Source organism: Paractinoplanes ovalisporus (assembly GCF_016834655.1).
Classification (GTDB): Bacteria; Actinomycetota; Actinomycetes; order Mycobacteriales; family Micromonosporaceae; genus Actinoplanes; species Actinoplanes ovalisporus.
Window position 1 is genome coordinate 97,376 of sequence record NZ_JAENHP010000007.1, and the last position, 25,433, is coordinate 122,808.

The following is a 25,433-nucleotide window of genomic DNA, read 5'->3' on the forward strand; positions in this document are numbered from 1 at the left end:
ACCGCCTACTCGGATCACGCTAGCGGCGCAGGAAAAGCAGCACCGCCAGGACCCGCCGCGACTCGCCGCCGGTGGCCGGCAGGCCGAGTTTGCCGAAGATGCTCGACACGTACTTCTCGACCGCGCGCAACGTCAGCACGAGGCGGTCGGCGATTCCCTGGTTGGAGTGTCCGCTCGCCATCAGCTCCAGCACCTCGCGCTCGCGCGGCGTCAACCGGCCGAGCGGATCGTCGGGCCGGGGCCGCGCCACCAGCGACGACACGATCACCGGGTCGACCGCGGTGCCGCCCGCGGCCACCCGGCGGAGCGCGTCGGTGAAATCCGTGACCTCCGCGATGCGGTCCTTCAACAGGTAGCCGGCCCCGGAGGCGGAATCGGCGAACAGCGTCATGGCCAGCGCCGGTTCGACGTGTTGCGACAGGACCAGCACGCCCGTACGGGGGAAGGCCGCTCTTATCTCGACCGCCGCCCGCAAACCCTCGTCGGTGTGGGTCGGCGGCATCCGGATGTCGACCACCGCCACCTCGGGCGCCAGGGCCGCCACCGCGCGCAACAGCGCCTCGGCGTCGCCGCACCGGGCCACCACCTCGAACCCGGCGTCGGTCAGCAGGCGGGCCAGCCCCTCACGCAGGAGCACGCTGTCTTCGGCGATCGCTACCCGCACGGCAACTCCGCCCGGACCCGCGTGCCGCCGCCGGCCGGGCTCCACACCCGCAGCGTGCCACCCAGCGCCTCGACCCGATCGGCCAGTCCGCGCAACCCGCTGCCGAGCCGCGTGTCGGCCCCGCCCACCCCGTCGTCCTCGATCTCCACCACCAGCCGGTCGCCGTCGGAGTGCAGGCAGACCCCGGCCGAGGAGGCGCCCGCGTGCCTTCCCACGTTGGTCAGGCTCTCGCACACCACGTAGTACGCCGCCACCTCGACCGCCTCGGGCAGCCGCCCGTCGAGACGCACGTCGAGCCGCAGCGGCACCGGCGCCGGCACCGACTCCACGGCCACCGCCAGCCCGTGCGCGCTGAGCACACCGGGATAGAGGCCGCGGGCGATGTCACGCAGCTCGGTCAGCGACGTCGCCACCTCGACCCGGGCCTCGGCCACCGCCTCCCGCGCCGCCGGGTCGCCGCCGAGCCGGGCCTCGATCAGGCTCAGCCGCAGCGACAGGCCGACCAGCCGTTGCTGCGCACCGTCGTGCAGGTCGCGTTCCAGGCGGCGGCGCTCGCGGCGGCCGGCCTCGACCACTCGCGCTCGGGAACCCCGTACCTCGGCCAGCCCGGCTTTCAACTCGGCCCGCAGCCGCCCGTTGTCGAGCACCATCTCGACCGCCGCCACGACGGCGTCGAGCAGGTCCCGTTCCGCCGCCACGGCCGGGTGGTGGGCGATCGCGGCCACCGGTTCACCCCCGCGCCGGATCAGCGTCGCCGAGGCGGGCAGCTCGGCCGGGGCGCCGTCGTGGTCGACCCAGCTGCGATATTGCGGCAGCCAGTAGAGCAGCCGGGCGGTCGGATCGCGCAGCACCCGGGCCAGCGCGGGGGAGAGGTCGCCGGGCGCGGTCCGCAGCTCCACCATCAGCTCGCCCAGCGCGGCCCGGGCCAGCCGCGCGTCGAGCAGCCCGACCAGGAACGCCACCGGGGCCAGGCCCAGCACACCCAGCGTGACCGCCTGCACCAGCGCGAAACCGGGAACCGAGAGCACGCCCATGACCAGCAGCACGGCGAGCGACACCAGGCCGAGAGCGAACGCGTCGACGAGCCATCGGACCGAGCGGCGCAGGGGGAGGTTGTCGGCCTTCCTCCGTACGGCGAGAAGCCCGACCCCGGCCAGCAGCAGCGCGCTCAGCGTGACCAGTTCGACCGCGTGCACCACGGTGGCGGCGGTGGGCGCGTCGACGATGCGGAGCAGGTTGCCGGGTCCGAACGCGCCCAGCGTCATGGCCGTCAACTGCAGACCGACCGAGGTCCCGTACGCGATGAGGACCAGAACGCGTGCCGTCCCGTTCAGCCGCCCGGCCGGGAAGGCCAGGAACACGTGCAGGAACAGCACCACCACGAGCAGGTCGAGGGCCTGTCCCACGGTGAACAGCACCGGATCGGACGACCAGGCCAGGGTCGACAGCGCAGCCCCGAACCCGACCAGAACCATGAGCCGCCCGAACGCGCTGCCCGGCCGGCGCGTCCACGCCAGCAGCCCGCAGAACACGTACGCCAGCAGGATCCAGACGAACAGCGTGGCCTGCGGGAGCCGGTCGGCGGCGCGGGCCAGGGCGAGAGACATCGCCGCTGCGGCCACCGCGGCCGAGGCCAGGGCCACCCGCAGCGTACGGCTGGGAACCTTCTGCCCGTCGATGCCAGCAGGATAGGCGCGCCGGGCGGCCGCGAACATGCCAGAAAACCGGCCTACGGCTTGCGGGTACGCACGGTGCCGCGCGACCCGCACAGCGACGACCGTCGGGGCATGTCCACCATTACCGCGGCGATCCGCCGCCACCCCCTCGTCTCGTTCTTCACCATCGCGTTTGTCGTCGGATGGTCGCCGTGGCCGTTCGGCATCGAAGGAACCAGCCTCCTGCCGGTCGCGCCGCTGGTCGCCGCCCTGATCGTCGCCGCCGTCACCGGAACCCTGCGCGACCTCGGCCGCCGCATGATCCGCTGGCGGGTGCCCTGGTGGTGCTACCTGGCCGCGGTCGGGCTGCCGCTGGCCGTCATCTTCTCGACGGTCGCGATCGCCCGCGGCGCCTCGTGGCAGTTCGCGTGGGCCGACATCGCGATGGTGTTCGCGCTGCGCTGGGTCAACCCGATGGACGGCCCGCTCGGCGAGGAACCCGGCTGGCGCGGGTTCGCCCTGCCCCGCCGGGACGCGCTCCACTCCCCGCTCGCCTCGGCGGCCGTGCTCGCGTCGCTGGTCGCGCTCTGGCACCTGCCGCTGGTCTTCGTGACACAGGGGAACCACATCGGCTGGATCGGGCTGCCGATCACGTTCGTCATCACGTTCGTGTACTGCTGGCTGTTCCGGCGTTCGGACGGCAGCGTGCTGCTGACGATGCTCTTCCACGTGGTGCAGGGCACGATCACCCCGGAGACCTTCGGGTACGAGGGTTCCGACATCGACCGCGTCCTGACGTACGGGCTCGTCGCCTGGACCGTGATCGCGCTCGCCACCATGGTCCTCGACCGCGGCGCCTGGACCCGCCGGCCCTCGACCCCCGAGGCCCGTCGCCCGGACGGTGTGCTGACGACCCCGATCGTGCAGCCCTGAGCATTCTCAGGGTGATCTCGGGGTAGAGCCCGATGGTTCGGCGGGCCGGGGAGCGGAAGGCTGATCCTGTGCTCGCCGAACTGATGAACGCCGCCACCGCCTTCGTCGACTGGCTGTCCACTCTCGACCGATGGACGGTTCTGGTCTTCACGTTCCTGTCCGCCGCCGTCGAGATGACATTCCTGGCCGGTCTGCTCGTGCCCGGCGAATCCGTGGTCATGCTGGCCGGGTCGCTGCCGGACGGGCCGATGGGCTTCGTGGCGGTGCTGGCGGTCGGCACTGCGGGTGCGCTCGCCGGTCAGATGTGCGGCTACGCGATCGGCCGCGCCTTCGGTCCCCGCCTGCGCGGAACCCGGCTGGGCCGCCGCATCGGCGCCGAACGTTTCGACCGGGCCGAGACCTACCTGCGTGAGCGCGGGGCCCCGGCCCTGGTCGCGGTGCGGTTTGTGGCCGTGGTGCACGCGGTGGTCCCGATCGTGGCCGGGGTGGTGCGGATGCCGTTCGGCCGGTTCGTCCTCTGGTCGGGTCTCGGCACGGCCCTGTGGGTGGGCGCCTTCGCCGGCGTCGGGCTGATCACGGCGGGGGCCGACGCCACGGGCGGTCTCGGCCTCGTGCTCACCGCGGTCGGCGCGACCTGCCTCGGCGTGGTGCCGTTCCTGGCCCGCCGCCTGCGCCGCCCCGCTGCGGCGGTCGCTGCCTGAGACGCCGAACGGCCAGGGACCGTACGGCGGGAACTGGTCTTCCGGGGTGAACCTGCGGGCCACGTACGGGGGATGGCATGCCCGTTTGTCACGCCGCTGATGGGGGATGCAGGCGTGATGACGAGCGACAGTGGTCAGCGGCGGGACGTGGTGGTGCTGGGCGGTTCGGCCGGTGGGGTTGAGGCGCTGCGCCAGGTGGTTGCGGGTCTGCCGGCCGATCTGCCGGCGGCGGTGCTCGTCGTGCTGCACATACCGGCTCAGAGCGCCAGCCGGCTGGCGGCGATCCTGGACCGCTGCGGACCCCTGCCGGTGCGCGCGGCCGAGCACGGGATGCCGCTGCGGGAAGGCCAGGTTCTGGTGGCCGTGCCCGGGCGGCATCTGCTCGTCCGGGACGGGCACGTGCTGCTCAGCGGCGCCCCGAAGCAGAACCGGGCCCGCCCGTCGGTCGACGCCCTGTTCCGTAGTGTGGCGCGCTGGCGAGGATCCCGTACGGTGGCCGTGGTCCTCTCCGGAAACTTGGACGACGGCGCCGTGGGGCTGGCCGCGGTCGATGCCGCCGGTGGCGCCTGTCTCGTGCAGGACCCGGAAGACGCGGACTACCCGGGCATGCCCCGCGCGGCGCTGGCGGTCGTTCCCCGGGCCGAACGTCTGCCCGCCGTCGACATCGGTTTCGGCATCGTGCAGCTGCTGGCCGAACACATCGAACCGACATCGTCCAGCCCGGACGCCGACCTGCTGGCGGAGACCGACATGGCCGAGAACTTCAACGACATCCCGCAGCGTCGGCAGCCCGGACGTCCGGTCGCGCTCAGCTGCCCCGACTGCACGGGCGGCATGAACGTCGTCGACACCGGGCCGGCGCTGCACTACACCTGCCACATCGGGCACATCTGGTCGCCGCAGAACCTGCTCGCCGCCCAGCAGGAAAAGATCGAGCAGGGACTGTGGACGGCGCTGAGCCTGCTCGAGGAGCAGGCCCGCCTCTACGAGGACCTGGCCGGCCGGCACCGCGGCAACACCACCGGGCTGGCCGGGGCCCATCAGCGGGCGGCGGCCGAGGAGATCCGGGCGGCGGCCGAGGTGATCCGCAAACACTTCCCGGACATCGTGCTCGACGACCTCGACGACGTACCGGGCCTCGACAGCATTTCGGGTCTCGACAGCGCTCGTAGTCTCGACAGCGTTCGCGGCCTCGGCGGGTGAACGTCGGCGGGGTGCCTCGACGGGGCTCCCCGGCGGCGTGCCTCGACGGGGAGCCTCGATAGGAGCCTCGACAGGTGCGCCTCGCCCGGCGATGCTGAGGTCTGGCGTCGTAGGGAGGCGAGGCATGATCGCGCGGACCTGGCACGGCTGGACGACGGCGTCCCTGGCGGACGAGTATCAGCATCACTACGCGACGGTGGTGGCGACCGAGCTGCGGGGCATCCCGGGTTTCCGGGGCGCCCGGCTGCTGCGCCATCAGAGCGGCGGCGAGGTGCGGTTCACGTCGATCACGTTCTTCACCGACGTCGACGCGATCCGGGCCTTCGCCGGCGACGAATACGAGTTCGCGGTCGTGGCCGAGCAGGCGCGCAAGGTGCTGACCCGCTGGGACGAGCGGGTGGTGCACGACGAGGTCGCGATCTTCGTTACGGGCTGAGGGTCAGCCCCGGCGGATCGTAGGCAGCCGGGACGCCCTCACGGTGGCGCGACGCGGGCCGACGACCTGGCCCTGGTCGCTCACCTCGACGCCCTCCACCTCGTACCAGAGATCGCCGTCGTGCTGCAGCGGCGAACCGGCCAGCACGCGGTTGATGTGCATACGGAGCGGGCCGGTGCCGTACCGGTAGTCCTCCTCGGCGAAAGTCCAGAGGGTGCCCGCGGGTCTGTCGTCGATGGTCATCTCACCTCGCGGGGTCGGGTCCCCTCCCAGGGACGGCTCAATCGGGAACGCTGGCGTCCATCCTGCGCTGTCCATTGCAGCTGCACAAGGGCATCTGCACGTGCACGTGCGCTTGCACGAGGGATTTATGTCCGATTGTTGGAGGGATCGTCCGACGAACGCACCGGTGATTCCGTGGAAGCGGGTATCCGTCCGGTTACACGCTGTGCTACCCAGCCGGCGGGGACGTGACGTCCGGTAAGGACGTACTCGGCCACGACCCGGTTCGTCATCGTGTCGAGCAGAGCCCGCGGAGTGCGCCCACGACCCGCCATCAGGACCTGATCACCGGATTCGAGCACCGTGTCGTCGTCCGGCCCGAGCGTCGTCTCGTCACCCCGGAGCAGCATCAACGGCACCGCGTCGAGCCGCTGCCCACGATCACCGGGAGACCGCAGAAGATCGCCCAGCCGTACGCCGGAGGGCAGCCACGGCCGCAGCCCGGGCGCCTCGGCGTCGGTCAGGTTGACCTTCCACACCGGCCCCAGCTGCATGCCGCAGTACGCGCGCATCCGCTCCAGCGTGTCCGCGGCCCACTGCTCGCCCAGCGCCGGCATCTCCTGCAGGAAGCGCCACAGCAGCGGTGTGCTCAGCCGCGCGTAGATCTCCCGGGCCGCCATCTCGCTCGGCACCAGCAGCCAGTCGATCTCCATGGCGGCGAAAAGGGGAGCGTTCTGCGGGCGGTTCTGCCGGGCGCCGATGAACAGCGCGTTGTTCTCCTTGCGGGCCGCCGCGACCAGCGACAGGTTGGTGGCGTCGTTGTCGGTGCCGGCCACGAACCCGGCCGCCGTCGCGAGGTCGGCCGCGGCCAGCACCGACGGTTCGGACGCGTCGCCCTCGATCACGGTCAGGCCCGGGTCCTCGTCGGGGTGCAGGTCGATCACGGTGACCTCGAGGCCGTCGGCGCGCAGGTCGTCGACCAGCTTGTGGCCGAACCGCCCGAAGCCGCACACCACCCAGCGCCCCGTCGCCGGCGGCCGGCCCGGCGCGGGCATCTCGGCGCCCTCACCCCGCACGAGCCACGACATCAGCAGGTACGCCGAGGGCGCGCGCAACGCGATACGCAGGTGATCGCCGTACCGGTCGAAGGGGTTGACCACGGTCGGCGAACCGAACGCGTGCATGCGGTGCTCGATCGCCGGGGACACCGTACGGGCGATGACCGGCAGCCCCGGACGGATCAGCGCGGCCGTCATGGCGACGATCAGGTTGACCTCGTCGTCGTCGGTCAGCGCGACCACGCCCTCGCAGCACGGGTGCTCGAGACCGGCCACGCCCAGGTGGTGCGGGTTGGCGGCGTTGGCGACCAGACCCGGGATGTCGGCGTGGTACGGGTCGATGTCGAGCGTGTCGACGTGCTCGGGGGAGCTGTCGACCACCACCATGCGCCGGCCCAGCGCGTCGAGCGCGTGCCCGAGCAGCTGGCCGGTCTGGCCGTAGCCGACGACCAGCAGGAACGGTTCCCGCAGGCGCTTGACGGTGCCGGTGAAACGGCGCAGGGCCAGCGCGTCGCGGAACGCCCGGTCGCGCAGGGTGGCGAGCAGCGAGCCGATCGCGTACGCCCAGCCGATCACCGTGAGATAGATGGTGGCCGTGACCCAGAGTCGCTGGGCGCCGGTGAACGGGTGCGGGATCTCGCCGTACCCGATGGTGGTGGCGGTGTAGCTCATGAAGTAGAACGCGTCGAAGAACCCCATGCGCACTGGGTTGCCGTCCGCGTCCTGCCCCGGGATCAGCGTGAGGCCGAAGACGCTGATCGCGAATATCAGGATGAGCACGATGAGGGGCGCCCGCATGCGGCGGAGCACCAGAAAGACGGTCGGTGACCCTTCGGTGGGCCGGGCGATGGTCGTACGCCGCTTCATGTTTTTGTCCGCGCCTCGGCCGTCATCTGCGCTTTCACCCGCGCCGTGGCCGTCGTTTGCGCCTTCACCCGCGCCGTGGCCGTCATCTGCGCTTTCATCCGCGCCTCGGCCTTCACCGGCGCCGGAAGGTCGTCGTCTCTATCACCAGCAGCGCGACCGAGACCAGGTTGGCCAGCAGCGCGCCGCCGGACAGCGACACCACGCTCGCCGTGTTCTCCGGGGTCATGCCGGCGCTCGAGATCTGCGTCGCGTAGACCCACGTGATCGTCGCCGCGATCAGCTGCAGGTCGGCCACGAGGCTGGTCGCCAGGTGCACCGCCCCGATCTGGGTGCGGTCGCCGAACTTGAGCACGGTCGCGATCAGGTTGACCACCACCGCCGCGAACAGCTCGTATTCGTTGTGCAGGGCCGCATCGTCGATGTCGCCGATGAAGAACCCGAAGTTGAGGGTCGCGGCCAGCAGCACGAAGAAGCCGAAGATCACCTTTTCCAGACTCACACCCTCACCCCGGGACACACGCTAATGCAGCAGCGGTTCCCCCGCCCGCCGGATCGCCGCTCAACTTCGCGTCTTATGGTTCGCCCGTGACCGTTCTCCAGCATCTACCCGACGTGGGACTTTCCGACGTGGGGCCGGCCCTGGACGGCTCCGAGCCGTTCCTGGGGGAGTTGCCGCCCGACTATGCGGCGACTCTGCGCGTCGCCAACGGGTTCACCGTGCACCGGGGGATGAACCGGGTCTTCGGCGTCCGGCCCGACCGGCACATGGATGTCCGCTCCTGGAACGACGAGCAGGCGTGGCGTTTCGCCTGGAACGGCCGCGCCGACTCGTTCCTCATGGTCGGCGGGACCGCGTTCGGGGATCAGTACGCACTACGCCGCCGCGCCGACGGTTCCTACGACGACGTGGTGTATCTGCTCGACGCGAACCTGCTGGGCGCGCGGCCGGTGTTCGACTCGTTCGAGCAGTTCCTCGAGCGCGAGATCGTCCACAACGCGCTCACCCCGACCCACCCGGTCGCGCTGGCCTGTGTCGCGAAGTTCGGGGAGGTGCCGCCCACCCGGAACGTCGTGCTGACCCCGTCCATGTTGCTGGGCGGGCCCGAGGACGTGGCCACCATGGTGACCATCGACAGCTACACCGCGATGATCTATGGCGGCGACATCTATGCGGCGGTGATGTCGGTTCCGGACGAGGCGCCCGTGGTGGGTGTCGAGCCGTGGTCGGACGACGAGGGGCGGCAGCGGCTGCGGGTCAGGTTCGGAGAGGGAGATCCGGGTTGGGGCGCAGCGCCACTTTGACTGCTGAGGCGCGGGGGCCGGCGGCGGCGGTGGTCAGGGCGGTGCGCCACTCGGGCAGGTCGTGGATGTGGGTGACCAGGCCGTCGACCGGGTAGGCGGGGTCGGCCAGCCACTCGACCGCCTGCGCCATCGTGTGGCGGCCGTCCAGGGCGGGTTCGGGGCCGAAGTTGACGCTGCCCTGCACGGTGAGCTGTCGGTTCCAGACCAGCGACCAGTCGACGGGCTGCCTGCCGGCGCCGCCGACCAGCACGAGCATGCCGCTGGGGCGCAGCAGGTGCAGGCCCAGGTCGATCGTCGAGGACAGGCCGACACAGTCGAAAACCACGTCGACTCCCTGTTCCAGCAGCGGGACACGGGTGAGCCGGGGGCGGATGACCCGGCCTCCGTGCAGACCGGCCAGGGTTTCCACGACCTCCGGGCCGGGCGGCAGGGTGCGGTCGGCGCCGGCCCTTTCCGCGTACGGGGGAATGAATGTGCCCGGACCCACCGCCGTGATGTCGAGGCCGGGGTGCAGCCGGCGCAACGCGGCGATGACGAGCAGGCCGATCGTGCCCGGCCCGATCACGACCGCCCGGTCGCCGCGACGCTTCCACTGCAGGGCCGCGTGCAGGGCGATCGAGGTGGGCTCGGCCAGCACCGCGCGGCGTGACGGCAGATCGCCCACCGGGTGCAGCTGGGACTCGTGGGCGACCAGCACCTCGCCCCAGCCGCCGCCGAGTGCCGCGTCGAAGCCGAGTGCGGGGGCGTGGCACCCGGAGACGCCGGGTTGGTCGAAACGCTCACAGACGTACGGGAAGCCGTCCTGGCAGGACCGGCACGGCGGGAACCCGCGGTGGACACAGGACACGATCGGGTCGACCACGACACGCTCGCCGGAGTCGGTGACCGCGACGATCTCGTGGCCGAGAATCTGGTGGCGCGCGGTGTAGAAGGCGCTCAGCACCAGCGACGACTTGGCCTGGGCGACACCGACGTCGCTGCCGCAGATGCCGGTGAGCTCGGGCCGCAGACGCACCCAGCCCGGGGCCTCGGGGAGCTTGGGTTCGGGCCAGTCGTCGCGCAGCGAGAGCAGGGCCCCGGCGTTGATCCCGACCCGGTGGGCGGCTTTTGTCAGCAGATATCGAGGCACTGCCAGATTTGTCAGGATAGCGTGCATTTGTCGAAGCGCCTTCCCTAACCCCCACCCACCTCGGGGAGCGGCGGTGATGACCCTACGCCGTGTCAAGCCCGGGGCGGGGTTTGTCCACAGGCGACTGTCTATCCACAACGGGGCGGCGGCGCAAGTGCGTTCTGTGCTAGTCCCCGTGCATGTCGTCCTAGCGTGGCTGTCACCGTCGCCGCAGGATGTGGACCAAGGGCGGAAACATTCCCGCTACTCGATGGAAACAGATCCGTCCCGGGATGTGCCGCGATGGCGTGCGCTCCGATCCAGTCCGCATGACCGACTCCGAGCGATGCAGCACCTCGAATGAAACGTATCAACCTCCAAAGGGGCCCCGGATGAGAAGAACTCTGGTACTGGCCTTACTGGCACCGATCGCCATCGCCGTCACCGCAGCACCCGCGTCGGCTGCTCCCGCGCTCGCGTCGGCCGCCCCCGCGTCGGCTGCCCCAGCGGCGTCCGCGGCGCCCACCGCCGCCGAGTGCAGGACCTATCCCTGGATGGACACACGCAAGTCGCCCGAGAAGCGCGCCCAGGCACTGCTCGCCGCGAGCAGCCAGCATCAGAAGTACCGCTGGCTGGTCGAGCAACCCGCGAACAGCCCGCAACAAACCGAGTGGACAGGCGGCGTCGTCTATCCCGTCCAGGTGCCGTGCACCCCGACCGTCGTCTACTCCGACGGGCCCGACGGTGTGCGGTTCACGCCGGGCGTCACCGCGTTTCCGGCCACCATCGCGACCGCGGCCACCTTCAACCAGCCCCTCGCGTACGCGAAGGGGGCCGCCCAGGCGACCGAGGCGTTCGACAAGGGCAAGAACGTGCTGCTCGCCCCGGGCCTGGCCGGCGGCCGTACACCGTTGTCGGGGCGCACGCCGGAATACCTGGGCGAGGACCCGCTGCTGACCGGGCTGCTCGCGGCGGCCGGCACCAAGGGCATTCAGAGCCGCGGAGTGCTCGCCACGCTCAAACACTATGTCGCCAACGAACAGGAAGTGGACAGGCAGACAAGTTCGTCCAACGCGGATGAGCGAACGTTGCGCGAAATCTACGACCTGCCGTTCGAAATCGCCGTCAAGCGTGGCGGCCCGGAGAGCGTCATGTGTTCGTACAACCAGATCAATCACGTGTACGCCTGTGAGAATGCGCGTTTGAACAACGTGCTCAAGGACGACATCGGCTTCGACGGCTACGTGATGAGCGATTTCGGTTCCGTCCACTCCACCGCGCCCAGCCTGGTCAACGGGCTCGACCAGGAGCTCAACCGACCGATCTGGTTCACACCGGCTCGGCTCGACGAGGCCCTGGCGGCGGGGCTGATCACGCAGAAGCAGATCGACGCGGCGGCGTTCAAGGTTGTGCGTTCGTACATTCGGGGTGGACTGTTCGATCGTGCACTTCCGGCCACGCCGGTGGAGGACGCGTCCACAAACGCGCACAAGGCGATCGCTCGCGCCACCGCCGAGCAGGGTTCCGTGCTGCTCAAGAACAACGGACTGCTACCGCTCAATCCGCGCAGGAACGATCAGATCGCGGTCATCGGCGCCACCGCGTCGAGCACACCGACCAACGGCGTCAGCGCGTCGTCGGTGTGCAGCCTGCCGTGGCGGTTCGGCAACCCGACGACCCTGCAGTGCGAGGATCTGGTGTCGCCGGAAACGAGCATTCGCGCACGAGCGGCCCGGAACGGCGCCACCGTCGCCTTCGACAACGGCAGTGATCTGACGGCCGCCGCCACGGCGGCCAGGAACGCCGACGTCGCGGTCGTGTTCGCGTACGTACGCATGGGTGAATTCACCGACCTGACCGACCTCAGGCTGCAGGGCAACGGCGACGCGCTCATCGAGGCGGTGGCGGCGGCCAATCCCCGTACGGTGGTCGTGCTCCAAACCGGAAGCGCCGTCGAGATGCCCTGGCTGTCGCGGGTGCCGGCCGTTCTCGAGACGTGGTACGCCGGTGAGCAGATGGGTCCGGCGGTCGCGTCGCTGCTGTTCGGTGACACCAACCCGTCGGGCAAGCTGCCGATGACGTTCCCGAAATCGCTCGCCGACACGCCCACCGCGGGCAGCGCCGCGCAGTACCCGGGCGTGGTGACCGGCGGCATCCGGCAGGTCGACTACAACGAGGGCCTCAAGGTCGGCTACCGCTGGTACGACAGCCAGGGCATCGCGCCGCTGTTCCCGTTCGGCCACGGCCTGTCGTACACCACGTTCAAGTATTCGGATCTGCGCGTGTCGGCGTCACGCGGCGAAGTGAACATCCGGGTTCGGCTCACCAACACCGGCCGGCGGTCGGGCACCGAGGTCGCTCAGGCGTACGCGACCCTGCCCGCCTCGACCGGGGAACCCTCGAAGCGGCTCGTGAGCTTCCAGCGGGTCACGCTCGCGCCGGGGCAGAGCCGCACGGTCGACCTGTCGCTGTCCCGGTCCGACCTGGCCGATCTGCACCTGCTGCAGTACTGGTCGGGCGGGTGGAAGACGGCCCACGGAACGTACGGCGTGCAGGTCGGCGGCGTGCGGGCGAACTTCCGCCTGTAAATGGTCGCGGGGGGCCGTCAAAGCCCCCCGCTTCGCCACTCATTCGGGCAACGTGACGTCTTCGTTGCCCTTGAAGTCCTGCGGCTCGCCCTCGCCACCGGCCGCCGGGTCACGGTGGCCGAGGGCCGTCTCGCCGGGCAGCTCCTCCATCCGCTCCTCGGCGATCTCCTCCAGCTGGGCCTCGGTGTCCTTGCTCAGATCCGACATGACGTACCTCCGACGTGGTCTGCTTCTACGGATTTGCTAAGGCTCTCCCGCTGGGCCCTCGAAGAGCGCCCGGTTGTCGCGGCTCCAGCGGACGCGGTCGGCCGTCTGATCGAGAAAGCCGGTCTGCTGCCACTCGGCCTGCGGTTGCATACCCTGCGCGGCGAGCCGGCGGGCCCGCTCCCAGACAGCCTCCTGCTGCGCGATGACCTCGTCAACCAGACCCACAGCTTCCATCCCGTACGCCTCGGCGAACAGTTCCAGGCGACGGCGCCGGTCGGGCACATCCGGGTAGGCCAGCCACTGCCGGCACATGTCGTCGTCGCGGAACGGCGCCACGTATTCCAGCGCGTAGGCCACGTCGTGGACCGGCCGCCCCGGCCACGCGTAGTCCCAATCAAGAATCCCGACCGGTTGGGTGCCGTGCCAGACAAGGTTCCACGGGCCGAAGTCGCCGTGCAGCACGATCTCGCCGTCACCGGTGAACCCGGCCCACCCCGCCGCGGCTTCCGGGCGAAACCCCCGTACGGCGTCGTGGTAGTCCCGGAGCAGCCGTGCCATGGCCACCAGGCCGCGCTCGTCGACCACCCGGGCCCACCCGTCGGGGCCGGAGTCGCCCTCGACAAACGTGAGTACTTCGCGCCCTTCGTCGTCGATGCCGAGGAACCGGGGAGCGTACGGGAAATCGATGTCCTCAAGGTGCCGCAGAAGCTCATGCACGCTGGCGGACCACGGTTGCAAGGGCCGCCGTACGGTGTCGCCGACGCGAACCACCTCACGGTGCGGCTTGTCCTGCAACATCTCATGATCCACCATGCCCGCGACGGTAATAGCTATCGTCGCCGCATGCTGCGCAGAATCCAATCGCCCCCGGTTTGATATCGGCCCGGTCTCCCGGAGGATCGAGTCATGTCACGCCCTTCGCCGTACCCCGCGGAATTTCGTGAGCGGGCGGTGCAGATGGTCGCCGAGGTACGGCCGGGTTACGCCGCGGTCGCCCGGAAACTGGGTATCGGCACTGCGGAGACGCTGCGCAAGATGGGTCCGCCAGAATCAGATCGATGACGGGCAACCGGCCGGGACCACGACCGATGAATCAGCAGAGTTGAAACGGCTGCGGCAGGAGAACGCCGAGCCGACGTGAGCCGGTCCCTTCGGTAAGGGCTCGATCTGCGCCGCGTCAGGCCGGCGGGGTTGCTCGCAGCGGCACCGCCACCTCCGCATACCAGCCGTCGACATTGACGACGACCCGATAGGGAAAGGTCGTGGCCTGGTTACAACCGTTCGACCGGAAATACTCGACCACGTGTTCGGTGCGGCCGTAGCCGTCGGTCTGCCAGTTCTGGAAGCCGATACGCTGGCCGTCTGCTCGGAGCTGGTGAATGTTGATGTTGGCGTCGGGAGGGAAGCCGCTTGCCGTGAGCTCCACGCGGGCTCCGTCGTCGCGGCACACGTCGCCGCGGATGTCCACTGCGACCGCGGGCGTCCCGGTCAACGGCGGCAGCCACGTCATCCGGCTCGGCCACTGGTCCGGCCCAGGGGTTTCAGGGCCGCTGGTCACACGCAGCGACGTCTTCTTCGTCCGCCTTGATGTGCGGTCGGTGACCTGGACAGACCAGGCACCGTTGCTGCCGGCGACGCCCATGTCCTGCAGCGGCCACCAATACAGGCCGGTCGCGAACTTGCCGTCGGCCCCGACGTAGGTTGCCGTGCCCAGGTAGGTGCCGCCGTCTGGCGTCCTCCAGTCGATGTCGGCGAGTCCCTCCGGCTGGAATCCACTACCGCGCAGCATCACCGGGACCGGTTTACCCGGATTGACGATCGCCGGGTCGTCGAGCCAGATTCGAATCGGCTCTCCCGTCGCGGGCACCTCCGGCCCGGGGACCAGGAACGGTTCGTCGTCGGCGGGAGCGACGTCGACGAAGGTTCGAGTGGTCGTGGTCGGAACCGGCTCCGGGCACGGGCTCAAGCCGATGTGGCAGCGGATCTCCGGGACCAGCACCGCCACCGCTGCACCGGCCACGATCGCCACGACGCCGACGATGATCGTGGTGATCTGCAGGGTGATCGGGCGGCTCATGGCTTTGGCCGCAACAGGATGGCGCCGGTCGCTGTGCGGTTGGTGCCGTCCTCGATGGCGCGTGCCTGATAGACGGACTCGGTGCAGGACGCCGACCGCCACAGGGTGATCACCGTGACGCGGCCTTGCCCGTCGACGCGTACGCCTTGGGTCAGTACGACCTCGTTGCTGGGCGATCGGTATTCGAGCCGGACCCTTGCGTCAGGGGTGTAGCCCTCGAGGTTGATGGTGGCGAATGCGCCGGTGCCGTCGCAGAGAGCCCCGCTGGTGCCGCCACGGACGCTCGCCGGCCGGAACGCGCTGGCTTTCGGCTCCGGCCACGAATCGGGGTCGGGTGTGCCGTCGTCGCTGTGCACGGTCAGTTGAGCGGCGTCGTCCCAGCCTGAGGTACGGTCGGTGACCCGTACCGTCCACCCACCGTCGTTGCCGGCCCTCTTCAATTCAGGGTCAGGCCGCCACAGCAACGCGTAGTCGAACAACCCGCGGTCGTCGGTCTGTGCCGCGTAGGTTCCGGCCGTCTTCCCGTCGGGGCGCGACCAGACGATGTCGACGCTGCTGTAGGCGTAGAACCCGCGGCCGCTCAACCCGACCTGGACGGGCTTGCCTTGGTTGGTGAGTTCGGAGATGGTGAGGAGAACCTCGGGCTGGACTCCCGCTGGCGCTACCGGCGCCGGTAGCGTCGCGTTGTACGGCATGCGGGTGCCGCTGAGCGGCTGCCCGATGGTGTGGGCAATGCCCGTCCAGTTGTCGGCGGTGGCGGGGCACTTGTCGAGACCCAACTTGCACCGGATCTCGGGAACCGCGATCGCGAACGTCGCTCCGACCACGATCGCGATGACCGCCACGACGATGCCGATCAAGGCGAGGACGTCGGCGCGCGGCCAGCCTTGGCGAGGCGGTGCGACGGTCACGTCCGGCCTCCTGCTGTCACCCGGCGACCCAGTTTGTCCTATGGCTCGACACGTCCCGGCAAGGATACAGATGAGTGGTGCCGTTATTGCCGGCTGCATATCACCCGTCGATGGGCTGACCCAGCGATCGTCGCGTCGATCCGGCATCGATCTCCGAACGCGGAACCGGCTCGGGCGGTCCTGACCACATTGCCGGCATCGATGCCGGCGGGAACCTGGTGCCCGGCCGTGCCGCATTGAACCGCGGAATCTTGACCGCCCCCACCAAGGGGCGGCCTTGGGGAGAGCGGCAGTCGCCGGCCTGCTCGGGTGTTAGCTGTTCGTGGACTCCTGAGGAATGAGGGTTATCGCGAATGTGGCGACGGCAATGAGTTCTTCACGCGTTGCGCCCAGTTCGGCTCTAGTCGAGAGGCCCTGCCACAAGGTCTGCACAAGATCGGCGAGCATGGTGGCTTGCACGGTGGGCGGCAGTTCGCCGGCGCGTGCTGCCTGCTCGAGGCGACCTCGCAGGCGTGCCTCGTCGGTGCGCTGGAGGCCGGCGACGTATTTGCGTACGTCGAAGGTGGAGGAGGTGTCGGCCATGACCGCGCTGCTTGTCAGGCAACCGGGGTGACCCTCGTCGGTCCGGGTGAACTCCGTGACGGACTCGAGCAGGAGCCGCTCGACGACTGCGGCCGCCGTGGGCTCGGCCACGGCCCGCTCGTAGATCGCGCTGTAGCGCAGCGCATAGCTGCGGATCGCTTCGGCGAACAGGTCGGCCTTGGTTCCGAACGCGGCATAGAGGCTTGAGCTCGAGATGCCCAGGGCTGCCGTCAGCATGCGGGTCGAGGTGCCGGAGAAGCCGTGCTGCCAGAACAGGTGAGCGGCATGACGCAGCGCCTCGTCGCGGTCGAATGCGCGGGGCCGGCCGGCGGGTCGTGGTGCCATGTTGACGATTCTAGAGCAGATGCTCCAGAATCAGATTATGGAGCGAATGATTCAGAATAGAGTGGCCGTCGAGGGCAGCTCGGTGGTCGTCGACGTCTACGGGGATCCGGACGGGCCCGCGATCGTCGTGATCCCGGGCGTGATGTCCGACTCCGCGGCCTGGTCCGAGGTGGCGCGGCACCTGCGGGGCTGGCGAACCGTGGCCGTCGTCAACCGGCGCGGGCGGCATCCCTCCGGCCCGCTGACGGATGCGTACGACGTTCAGACCGAGGTGCTCGACGCCGAGACGGTGCTGCGTCAGTTCTCCGACGTGCGCACACTCTTCGGCTGGAGCTACGGCGGCCTCATCGCGTTGCATCTCGCGACCGCGATCCCGGTGGCGCACCTCATCGCCTACGAGCCGATCATGGCTCCCTTCGGCGCGGCGGCCCTCCCGGACCTCAAGGGTGCCTATGAGGCCGGCGACCTCGATCGCAGTGTCGAGGTCGCGCTCGGGCAGGTCACCGGTATGCCCGGCCCGGTCATCGAGTCGTTGCGATCCGACGCCACGCTCTGGGCCGGCCTCCGCGGGCTCAGCTCGCCGATCTATCACGAGACCCGGTCGGTCAATGACGCTCCGCAACCGGACGAGTTTGCCCGGCAAGCTGCCCGGATCGACCTGATCGTGGGTGAGCGCAACCGCGGTCGGGCGCCTTACGGCACCACGTTCGACGACGTGGCCCGCCACACTCCGCGCGCGGTCGTTCATGAGCTGGCTGGGCAGGCGCACCTGGCGCACCTGGAGGGCCCCGATCGGCTCGGCGCGCTGGTGAGCCGGCTGCGTCACGCCGCAGTCTGACCCGGTGCCCGCCTCGACCGAAGCGGGCACCGGGTCAGTTCGTTACCACCTCAGGAAGTTGTCCTGGGTCTGGGCGTTGAACGTGTCCGCCCGGAAGAACTTGGCGATCGCCGTGCGGACGTCCTTCAACTCCAGCACGTCGACGCCCTTGGTGATGTCGTTCGAGTAGATGAAGCCGTTGTACCAGTACGCCGACCAGGAGCCGCCGCCCGTGAGCTGGGTCGTCGACAGCGGGCCCCGCTCCCAGAAGGCGATCTCCTTGGGCCGGCGGCTGTCGGTGAAGTCCCACACCGAGATGCCGCCGAGGTACCACGCCTGCACCATGATGTCGCGGCCGGGAACCGGGATCAGCGAGCCGTTGTGGGCCACGCAGACCTCGGTGTCGGCGTTGTAGCGCGGGATCTTGTAGTAGCTGCGGAACTCCAGCTTCTTCACGCCCCGCTTGCTGACGATGTCGTAGATGGCGTCGGCGCCGCGGTTCGGGCCGATCGCCTCGTTGCAGGTGGCCGCGCCGCCGCCGCCGAGCTCGTCGGTGAAGACGACCTTGGTGCCGTTGTTGTTGAACGTGGCCGAGTGCCAGAAGGCGAAGTTGACCTCGTCGCGGACCGTGGTCAGTACCTTGGGTGCCGTGCGGTCCCTGATGTCGAACAGCACGCCGTCGCCCATGCAGGCGCCCGCCGCCAGGTCCTTCTCGGCGTAGACGGTGATGTCGTGGCAGCCCGTCGTGGCGGTCTTCTGCGGGGCGCCGGGGAAGCCGCCGTCGGGGAAGACGACCGGGGTGGCGACCACAGCGGCCGCCGTGGGGTTGCGCAGCGGCACCTTGACGATCGAGATCTTGTCGTGCGGCAGGGCGCAGTTGGGCTGGTCGGAGCCGGCCAGGTTGTACGACGAGACGTAGAGGTACACGTTCTTGTCGCCACGCTTGCCGGGGACCAGGGTCTGCGTGTGCGAGCCGCAGTCGGTCTTGACCGACTTCAGATACTTCGGCGTCAGCGGGTCGCTGATGTCGAAGATCTTGATGCCTTCCCAGCGGTCGCCGGGGGCCGCGGTCGTCGAGGCCACGTTGTCGCAGGTGTCGTTGGTCCGCTGCGAGTCGGTGCCCAGGAACAGCAGGTTCCCGGTGATGGAGATGTCGTTCTGCGAGCCCGGGCAGAGCACCTGCGCGGCGACCGTGGGCGCCTTCGGGTTCTTGACGTCGTAGACGTAGAAGCCGTCGTAGTTTCCGCCGTACGCGTAGCGTCCCTGGAAGGCCCAGTCGGTGTTGGTGCCGGGCAGGACACCCGATTTGTCCAGGTGGGCGACCTGCTTGAGATTCGGGCTGCTGACGATCTCGTCGACGCCCGGTATCGTGCCCGGATCAGCGGGCGCCTTGGCCGCACTGCTGCCCGGGGCCGTCAGCAAGCTGAGGACCAGGGCAACCGAGCTGATGGCGGCCAGGCGCTTGAGCATCCGCCCTCGTGGGGCAAGGTGCTTCATAGGGCTCCCTCCGTTTGATGCAACAGCGGCGAGGTGTCGCGCACGATGCGTATTCACCGTTGTCGCTACAGTAGTGGCCGGAACCCGTTCCGGGAACATCTCGGTTGATCTATACGGGAGGCGTGTTGGGCCGGGTAAGGACATCGACGCTCGTCGCAGCGGCGGTCGTGGTCGCGGGTGCCGTGACGGTGGCGGTCGCGGCCCGGATGGGCTCCGACGAGTCCGCGGCGGCGCCCCGTCCGAGCGTCAGCGCGACCCCGCCGCAACGGGTGGTGCTGCCGGGCGGGCCCGGCGACGAGGCCGTGGTGACCGACTCCAGCCAGGTCAAGGCGCCCGACGGGTCGACCTACAACGGCATCGACACCGCGTTCGTCCAGATGATGATCGTGCACCACGAGCAGGCGATCGCGATGGCGAATCTCGCTCCCGGGCGGGCCGCCAACACCCGGCTGAAGGGCCTGGCCGACCGGATCGCGGCCGCCCAGCCGTTCGAGATCAACTTCTTGAAGGCGTGGCTGAAGGACCGGGGGCTGCCCGAGAACGACCCGGGTCACGACCACAGCACGATGCCGGGCATGCAGTCCGAGGCCGACATGGGCGCCCTGGCCGCGGCCAAGGGGGCCGCGTTCGACACCCGGTTCGCCACCATGATGACCGCCCACCACACCGGCGCCCTGCAGATGGCGGGCGATGTGATCAAGGGCGGGGAGGACGAGAAACTGCGCGAGGTCGCCAACGAGATGGCGGTCGAACAGGGCAGCGAGATCCGGCGCCTGGCGCAAGTGACTGCCGGGTAACGTGTCGGCATGCGTACGGCTCTGACCGAACTGCTCGGCGTCGAGCACCCCATCGTCGGATTCAACCGATCGCCGGCCGTCGTCGCCGCGGTCACCAACGCGGGCGGGTTCGGCGTGCTCGCCGCCTCCGTCTACGGCGCCGAGGAACTCGACGCCCAGCTCACCTGGATCGAGGAACAGACCGGCGGGAAGCCGTACGGCGTCGATCTGCTCGTGCCCGAGAAGTTCGTGCCCGGTGACCCGGCCGACCTGGTCGCGAGCATGCGCGCCCAGATCCCCGAGGAGCATCTGCAGTTCGTGCGCGGCCTGCTCGAGAAGTACGGCATCCCGCCCGCGCCCACCGTCGACCACCAGCACGTCGCCGCCTCGCTGACCACGCCGGGCGCGGTCGCCCTGCTCGACGTCGCGTTCAAGCACCGCATCTCGCTCATCGCCAGCGCGCTCGGCGCCCCGCCGCCCGAGCTCGTGGCCCGCGCCAAGGCCCAGGGTGTCGTCACGGCGGCCCTGGTCGGGCAGGCCCGGCACGCCGAACGGCAGATCGCGGCCGGCGTCGACGTGCTGGTCGCGCAGGGCACCGAGGCCGGCGGCCACACCGGCACGATCGCCACCATGGTGCTCACGCCCGAGATCGTCGACATCGCGGGCGACCGTCCGGTGCTCGCGGCCGGCGGGATCGCGGACGGCCGGCAGATGGCGGCCGCTCTGGCGCTGGGCGCGGCCGGGGTCTGGTGCGGCTCGGTCTGGCTCTCCAGCGCGGAAGACGTGGCGGTCGCGGCCATCAAGAACAAGTTTCTCGCCGCGAGCAGCGCCGACACGTTGCGCTCCCCGACGCGTACGGGGAAGCCCGCCCGTCAGCTGCGAACGGCCTGGCACGACGAGTGGGACGCGCCGGGCAGCCCGAAACCGTTGCCGCTTCCCTTGCAGCCGATGCTCGTGGACGACGCGTGGCAACGGATCGACGCCGCCGCCGAGGCCGGGCACGAGGGCGCGCTCAAGCTGGAGTCGTTCTTCGTCGGGCAGGTGGTCGGTTCGTTCCGCGACATCCGCCCGGCCGGCGAGATCACCCGGCAGATGGCGGCCGACTGCGAGCAGCGCGTGCGCGAGCTGGCGGGCCGTCTTTCATGAGCTTTCCCCGTACGCCGGTAGTGGTGGGCGTCGGTGAGGTGAGTGAGCGGATCGGCGAGCCGGGTTACGCGCGGCGCTCCCCGGTCGACCTCGCCGCCGACGCGGCCCGGGAAGCGTTCCGCGACGCGGGAATCGAGGCGTCCACGGTGGACACTGTTGCCGGTGTGCCGCAGTTCGAGATCTCGCTGCCCTGGGCCACGCCACTGCTCGGCGCCTCCGACAATTTCCCGCGCTCGGTGGCGGCCCGCCTCGGGGCCGAACCCCGGCGGGCCGTGCTCGAGGTCGGTGGCGGTCAGGCGCCGCAGCATCTGGTGAACGAGTTCGCCGCCACCATCGCGGCCGGCGACGCCGAAGTGGTGCTGCTGTTCGGATCCGAGGCCATCTCGACCGTCGGCTACTACGCCACGCGCGACGACAAGCCCGACTTCAGCGAGAGCCCCGGCGGCCGCCTGGAAGCGCGCGGGCACGGCCTCGACGGCATCATCTCGATGCACCACGTGGCGCACGGCCTCTCCGACACCCCGTCGCAGTACGCGCTCATCGACAACGCCCGGCGGGCCCGGTTGAAGATGTCGCGATCCGAGTACTCGTCGGCCATCGGGCAGCTCTTCGAACCGTTCACGGCGGTGGCGGCGGCGAATCCGCACGCGGCCGCCCCGGTTTTCCGCGATGCGGCGACGCTGATGACGCCGACCGAAGCGAACCGGCCCATCGCCGACCCCTACACGCGTTATGTGGTCGCACGCGACAAGGTGAACCAGGGTGCGGCCGTGCTGCTGATGTCGGCCGAGGCGGCGCGGAAGTACGCCGTACCGCAAGAGAAGTGGGTTCATCTGGCCGGGCACGCCGATCTGCGCGAGCGGAACCTGACCGAGCGGGCCGACTACGGTGCCTCGCCGGCCGCCGCGAAGGCCGCGCAGCACGCGCTCGAAGTAGCCGGGATCGACGCCGCTGAGCTGTCCACACTCGACCTCTACAGTTGTTACGCCGCACCGGTGTTCCTCGTCGCCGAGGCGCTCGGGCTGGCGACGGACGATCCGCGCGGGCTGACCGTGACCGGCGGGTTGCCCTTCTTCGGCGGGCCCGGCAACAACTATTCGATGCACGCCATCGCCTCGGTGGTCGGGCGGGTGCGGTCGGCGCCCGGGAGCTACGGCTTCGTCGGGGCCAACGGGGGCATCATGAGCAAGCACTCCACGGGCGTCTACACCACGGTTCCGTACGAGTTCCGGCCGTCCCGCAGCGAGCAGATCCAGGCCGATCTGGACGCGGTCCCGGCCGCCCCCGAGGCGAGCACGGCCGACGGCGGGGCGGTCATCGAGACGTACACCATCAAGCATCTGCGCGGCGGCGAGCGGGAGGGGATCGTGCTCGGCCGGCTCGACGACGGGCGGCCCTTCGTGGCGCGCGCCAACGCGATCCTCGACCTGCTGACCGACGGCGAGCCGATCGGCGAACGGGTGACCGTACGCTCCACCGCCGACGGCAACGTGATCGCCTGAGTTGATTCACTGCGAGGCGGTCCGGCCGGTACGCTCCGGGCGGTGACCGCCGTTCTCCGGGTTCTGCTCGTGCCGCTCGCCATGCTCGCGCTCGGGCTGGCCCTGCTCGGCGTGACGTTGCTGGGCGTCCCCTATCCCTACGACGCCGGCGTGACCTCCAGCGGATACTTCTTTCTCTTCCTGGCCGGTGGGCTGGTCGTGCTGACGATCCGGATGTTCCGGGGCGGCCCGGCCGCGTGGGTGGGCACGCTGCTCGTGGCCGGCTCGGTCCTGCTCGTGCCGGCCGCGTTCTGGCTCTCCGACCTGCTCGACGGCCTCGGGCAGGTCGAGTCGCGATACGCGGTGGAGATGACGGCCACCGCCACCGCGCCCGCGCCGATCTTCCCGCTGGCCGACGCCGGCACGTTCCTCGTGCTGACCGGGGCGGCTGGGGCGGTGCCGCTTCTGCTGCTGCCCGGCACCCGTCGCGACCTGCGCGCGCGGCGGGTCGATGCCGGCCCCGGCAGCGGGGCCGGGGCCGGCCCGGGCAGCGGGCTTTAAACGGCTCGCAAGCCGATTGCAAGCGGGAGCCGCGACAGTCTCTCCGTCCCTTGACGGAGGAGAAACAGCATGTCCCGCTTGCTCGGCCGGCTCGGAAGCTCGGCCGCCGCCCACCCCTGGCGCACGATCGGCGCCTGGCTGCTCGTGCTCGCCGCCCTCACCGGGCTGTCCGTGGCGTACGGCGGCACGCCGCAGGACGACTACAACGTGCCCGGCACCCAGTCGCAGGCCGGCACCGAGTTCCTGCGCGAGCACATGCCGCAGATGTCCGGCACCGACGCCCGCGTCGTCGTGCACTCGGACACCCCGATCGACCGGGCGGCCCTGGAAACCCTGCAGACGCGCCTGTCCCAGGTTCCGGGCGCCGCGGTCGTCGCGCCGCCGCGTATGTCGGCCGACGGTGACACGGCCCTGATCGGCGTGCAGTACAACGTGCCGGTCACCGACTTCCACGGCACCGAGGGCGTGGACGCGCTCGAAGCGGCCGTCGAACCTCTTGTCCAGCAGGGGTTGCAGGTCGAACTGGGCGGGCAGGTCCCCGAGAACGTGCAGGCGCCCAGCGGCACCGCCGAGATGGTCGGCATCGTCGCGGCCCTGCTCATCCTCGGGTTCGCGCTGCGTTCGGTGGTCGCGGCCGGCCTGCCGATCGGGGTGGCCATCGCCGGTCTCGCGGCCAGCTCGGCCTGTGTCACCCTGCTGGCGCGGGTGACCGACGTCAGCGGGATCGCCCCCACCGTCGCCACGATGGTGGGCCTGGGCGTCGGTATCGATTACGCGCTGCTGCTCGTCGCCCGGCACGTCGAGGGGCTGCGGGCGGGTCTGTCGCCGCTCGAGGCCGCCGCCCACGCCAACGCGACGGCCGGGAAGTCGGTCGTGGTCGCCGGGCTGACCGTGCTGGTCTCGTTGTTCGGGTTGAAGCTTTCGACGCTGCCGGTCTACTCGTCCTTCGGGTACGCCACGTTCTTCGCGGTCACCTGCGTGATGGCGGCCGCGCTCACCCTGGTGCCGGCGTTGTGCGCGCTGGCCGGGCCGCGCCTGAAGGTGCGGCAGCAGGTGGGGCCGACCCTGACCGCGCGCTGGGCCACCCGGGTCGGCCGCCGGCCGGTGCTCGCCACTGTCGGGGCGCTTCTGGTGCTGGCCGTGCTGGCGGCGCCGATGCTGGGCATGCGCACCTGGCCGCAGGACGCGGGAAGCCAACCCGAGTCCAACACCACCCGTACGGCGTACGACCTGGTCGCCTCGGAATTTGGCCCGGGCGCCAACGGGCCGCTGGTGCTGGCCGTCGACCGGGCCAAGGTGCCCGATCTGGGGACGTTGACAGCGGCCGTGCGGGCCGAACCGGGTGTGGCCACGGTCACCCAGCCGGTGGTCGAGGGCAACGCCGCCGTCGTCGTGGTCGAGCCGTCGACCGGGCCGCAGGACGAGGCGACCAGCGAGCTGCTGCACCGCCTACGGTCGGACGTGCTGCCCGACGGGGTTCTGGTGACCGGTCTGGTGGCGGTGTTCGCGGACATCTCCGACCGGCTGGCCGAGCGCTTGTGGATCGTGGTCGCGTTCGTGGTGGCCCTGTCGCTGGGGCTGCTGACCGTGCTGTTCCGCGCGCCCGTGGTCGCGGTCAAGGCGGCCGCCATGAATCTGCTGTCGGTCGGGGCCGCGTACGGCGTCCTGACCGTGATCTTCCAGAACGACACGACCGCGCGACTGGTCGGCCTGCCGCACGCGGTCGCCGTGTCCAGCTGGGTGCCGGTGCTGCTGTTCACCGTCCTGTTCGGACTGTCGATGGATTACGAGGTGTTCCTGCTGTCCCGGGTCCGCGAGGACTGGCTGCGCACGCGCGACGCCCAGGGAAGCGTGATCCGGGGCCTGTCGGCGAGCGGCCGCGTCATCACCAGCGCGGCGGCCATCATGGTGGCGGTGTTCACCGGGTTCGCGCTCGACCCCGACGTAACGGTCAAGATGATCGGCCTGGGCATGGCGACGGCGGTGCTGATCGACGCCACCGTCATCCGGATGGTTCTGGTGCCGGCCACGATGACGCTGCTGGGCCGCTGGAACTGGTGGCTTCCGGGCCGGCGCACGGACCGGCGGGAGGCCGCGCTCATGGGATAGCGCGGCACCGGCGACGACGCGGCCCCGAGAACCGTCGGCGTAGCCACCGGGGAAGCTCGCGCCGCCCGCGTAATCGTCTTTCCGGTCGATGGCCGCGTCAACCATGTCGGGCCGGTCGACAACCTCGCTCCAACTGCCCATGAGCCAGGGCCGGCCGCCATCGTCGGCGCCGCGCAGGGACGGGGAC

The 25,433-nt window shown here is 70.3% G+C and carries 24 protein-coding genes and 1 pseudogene; 13 read left to right on the forward strand and 12 right to left on the reverse strand.

Going from position 1 to position 25,433, the window contains the following annotated elements:
- Nucleotides 1–19: 19 nt before the first annotated feature.
- Nucleotides 20–664 (reverse strand): response regulator transcription factor, encoded by a 645-nt coding sequence (locus JIG36_RS22565; RefSeq protein WP_203378362.1) that lies wholly within the window; start codon nt 662–664, stop codon nt 20–22.
- On the reverse strand, nt 655–2,379 hold the full coding sequence (locus tag JIG36_RS22570) for a sensor histidine kinase (protein ID WP_203378363.1): 1,725 nt from the start codon (nt 2,377–2,379) through the stop codon (nt 655–657). The genes JIG36_RS22565 and JIG36_RS22570 overlap by 10 nt, the downstream gene beginning before the upstream one ends.
- A gap of 72 nt (nt 2,380–2,451) precedes the next feature.
- Between JIG36_RS22570 and JIG36_RS22575 the strand changes: the two genes are divergently transcribed.
- The 4 genes from JIG36_RS22575 (at nt 2,452) to JIG36_RS22590 (ending at nt 5,592) form a co-directional block, all read left to right on the forward strand.
- Nucleotides 2,452–3,252 (forward strand): CPBP family intramembrane glutamic endopeptidase, encoded by an 801-nt coding sequence (locus tag JIG36_RS22575; protein ID WP_203378364.1) that lies wholly within the window; start codon nt 2,452–2,454, stop codon nt 3,250–3,252.
- A gap of 68 nt (nt 3,253–3,320) precedes the next feature.
- Complete coding sequence (locus JIG36_RS22580; RefSeq protein WP_203378365.1) at nt 3,321–3,953, forward strand: DedA family protein; 633 nt, start codon at nt 3,321–3,323, stop codon at nt 3,951–3,953.
- A gap of 117 nt (nt 3,954–4,070) precedes the next feature.
- Entirely contained in the window at nt 4,071–5,156 is a 1,086-nt protein-coding gene (locus tag JIG36_RS22585) for a chemotaxis protein CheB (protein ID WP_203378659.1), read from the forward strand.
- 124 nt (nt 5,157–5,280) lie between these two features.
- Nucleotides 5,281–5,592, forward strand: a complete 312-nt coding sequence (locus JIG36_RS22590) for an antibiotic biosynthesis monooxygenase family protein (protein ID WP_203378366.1) — start codon at nt 5,281–5,283, stop codon at nt 5,590–5,592.
- 3 nt (nt 5,593–5,595) lie between these two features.
- On the opposite strand, the gene JIG36_RS22595 is transcribed toward JIG36_RS22590, so the two are convergent.
- The 3 genes from JIG36_RS22595 to JIG36_RS22605 form a co-directional block, all read right to left on the reverse strand.
- Nucleotides 5,596–5,835 (reverse strand): hypothetical protein, encoded by a 240-nt coding sequence (locus JIG36_RS22595; protein ID WP_203378367.1) that lies wholly within the window; start codon nt 5,833–5,835, stop codon nt 5,596–5,598.
- Nucleotides 5,836–5,960: 125 nt separating this feature from the next.
- A complete protein-coding gene (locus JIG36_RS22600; protein ID WP_203378368.1) occupies nt 5,961–7,739 on the reverse strand; it encodes a potassium channel family protein in 1,779 nt (592 codons plus the stop codon).
- A 112-nt stretch (nt 7,740–7,851) separates the two neighbouring features.
- Nucleotides 7,852–8,238 (reverse strand): DUF6394 family protein, encoded by a 387-nt coding sequence (locus tag JIG36_RS22605; protein ID WP_203378369.1) that lies wholly within the window; start codon nt 8,236–8,238, stop codon nt 7,852–7,854.
- Nucleotides 8,239–8,324: 86 nt separating this feature from the next.
- Between JIG36_RS22605 and JIG36_RS22610 the strand changes: the two genes are divergently transcribed.
- Nucleotides 8,325–9,041 carry an SMI1/KNR4 family protein gene (locus JIG36_RS22610; protein WP_203378370.1) on the forward strand — a complete coding sequence of 239 codons (717 nt, stop codon included), beginning with the start codon at nt 8,325–8,327 and terminating at the stop codon, nt 9,039–9,041.
- Here the strand turns inward: JIG36_RS22610 and JIG36_RS22615 are convergent.
- Nucleotides 8,995–10,170, reverse strand: a complete 1,176-nt coding sequence (locus JIG36_RS22615) for a zinc-dependent alcohol dehydrogenase (RefSeq protein WP_307872859.1) — start codon at nt 10,168–10,170, stop codon at nt 8,995–8,997. The genes JIG36_RS22610 and JIG36_RS22615 overlap by 47 nt on opposite strands.
- 371 nt (nt 10,171–10,541) lie before the next feature.
- Here JIG36_RS22615 and JIG36_RS22620 point away from each other — a divergent pair, with 371 nt between their 5' ends.
- A complete protein-coding gene (locus JIG36_RS22620; RefSeq protein WP_203378372.1) occupies nt 10,542–12,737 on the forward strand; it encodes a beta-glucosidase family protein in 2,196 nt (731 codons plus the stop codon).
- Between the two features lie 39 nt (nt 12,738–12,776).
- Here JIG36_RS22620 and JIG36_RS22625 read toward each other — a convergent pair whose 3' ends face one another.
- Together JIG36_RS22625 and JIG36_RS22630 are read right to left on the reverse strand one after the other, a co-directional pair.
- Nucleotides 12,777–12,944, reverse strand: coding sequence for a hypothetical protein (locus JIG36_RS22625; RefSeq protein WP_203378373.1), 168 nt, complete (start codon nt 12,942–12,944; stop codon nt 12,777–12,779).
- Between the two features lie 36 nt (nt 12,945–12,980).
- Nucleotides 12,981–13,757, reverse strand: coding sequence for a phosphotransferase (locus JIG36_RS22630; protein WP_203378374.1), 777 nt, complete (start codon nt 13,755–13,757; stop codon nt 12,981–12,983).
- A 93-nt stretch (nt 13,758–13,850) separates the two neighbouring features.
- On the opposite strand from JIG36_RS22630, the pseudogene JIG36_RS22635 reads away from it, so the two are divergent.
- Nucleotides 13,851–14,076, forward strand: a pseudogene (locus tag JIG36_RS22635) (transposase); the annotation flags it as partial.
- Nucleotides 14,077–14,121: 45 nt separating this feature from the next.
- On the opposite strand, the gene JIG36_RS22640 reads toward JIG36_RS22635, so the two are convergent.
- From JIG36_RS22640 to JIG36_RS22650, 3 genes are all read right to left on the reverse strand, one after another.
- Nucleotides 14,122–15,021: a hypothetical protein gene (locus JIG36_RS22640; protein ID WP_203378376.1), complete on the reverse strand. Its 900-nt coding sequence runs from the start codon at nt 15,019–15,021 to the stop codon at nt 14,122–14,124.
- Nucleotides 15,018–15,932, reverse strand: a complete 915-nt coding sequence (locus JIG36_RS22645; RefSeq protein WP_203378377.1) for a hypothetical protein — start codon at nt 15,930–15,932, stop codon at nt 15,018–15,020. The genes JIG36_RS22640 and JIG36_RS22645 overlap by 4 nt, the downstream gene beginning before the upstream one ends.
- 312 nt (nt 15,933–16,244) lie before the next feature.
- Nucleotides 16,245–16,859, reverse strand: coding sequence for a TetR/AcrR family transcriptional regulator (locus tag JIG36_RS22650; RefSeq protein ID WP_203378378.1), 615 nt, complete (start codon nt 16,857–16,859; stop codon nt 16,245–16,247).
- A gap of 37 nt (nt 16,860–16,896) precedes the next feature.
- Between JIG36_RS22650 and JIG36_RS22655 the strand changes: the two genes are divergently transcribed.
- Entirely contained in the window at nt 16,897–17,697 is an 801-nt protein-coding gene (locus JIG36_RS22655; RefSeq protein ID WP_203378379.1) for an alpha/beta fold hydrolase, read from the forward strand.
- A gap of 42 nt (nt 17,698–17,739) precedes the next feature.
- Here JIG36_RS22655 and JIG36_RS22660 read toward each other — a convergent pair whose 3' ends face one another.
- Nucleotides 17,740–19,146 carry an LVIVD repeat-containing protein gene (locus JIG36_RS22660; RefSeq protein ID WP_438870752.1) on the reverse strand — a complete coding sequence of 469 codons (1,407 nt, stop codon included), beginning with the start codon at nt 19,144–19,146 and terminating at the stop codon, nt 17,740–17,742.
- 149 nt (nt 19,147–19,295) lie between these two features.
- Between JIG36_RS22660 and JIG36_RS22665 the strand changes: the two genes are divergently transcribed.
- The 5 genes from JIG36_RS22665 (at nt 19,296) to JIG36_RS22685 (ending at nt 25,246) form a co-directional block, all read left to right on the forward strand.
- Nucleotides 19,296–19,970, forward strand: a complete 675-nt coding sequence (locus tag JIG36_RS22665; protein ID WP_307872860.1) for a DUF305 domain-containing protein — start codon at nt 19,296–19,298, stop codon at nt 19,968–19,970.
- Nucleotides 19,971–19,979: 9 nt separating this feature from the next.
- On the forward strand, nt 19,980–21,095 hold the full coding sequence (locus tag JIG36_RS22670; protein WP_203378381.1) for an NAD(P)H-dependent flavin oxidoreductase: 1,116 nt from the start codon (nt 19,980–19,982) through the stop codon (nt 21,093–21,095).
- The gene (locus JIG36_RS22675; RefSeq protein ID WP_203378382.1) at nt 21,092–22,597 is read left to right on the forward strand and encodes a TLP1 C-terminal extension domain-containing protein; all 1,506 of its coding nucleotides are present in this window, start codon (nt 21,092–21,094) and stop codon (nt 22,595–22,597) included. The genes JIG36_RS22670 and JIG36_RS22675 overlap by 4 nt, the downstream gene beginning before the upstream one ends.
- 42 nt (nt 22,598–22,639) lie before the next feature.
- Nucleotides 22,640–23,137 carry a hypothetical protein gene (locus JIG36_RS22680; RefSeq protein ID WP_203378383.1) on the forward strand — a complete coding sequence of 166 codons (498 nt, stop codon included), beginning with the start codon at nt 22,640–22,642 and terminating at the stop codon, nt 23,135–23,137.
- A gap of 69 nt (nt 23,138–23,206) precedes the next feature.
- Entirely contained in the window at nt 23,207–25,246 is a 2,040-nt protein-coding gene (locus JIG36_RS22685) for an MMPL family transporter (protein WP_203378384.1), read from the forward strand.
- Nucleotides 25,247–25,433 lie beyond the last annotated feature (187 nt).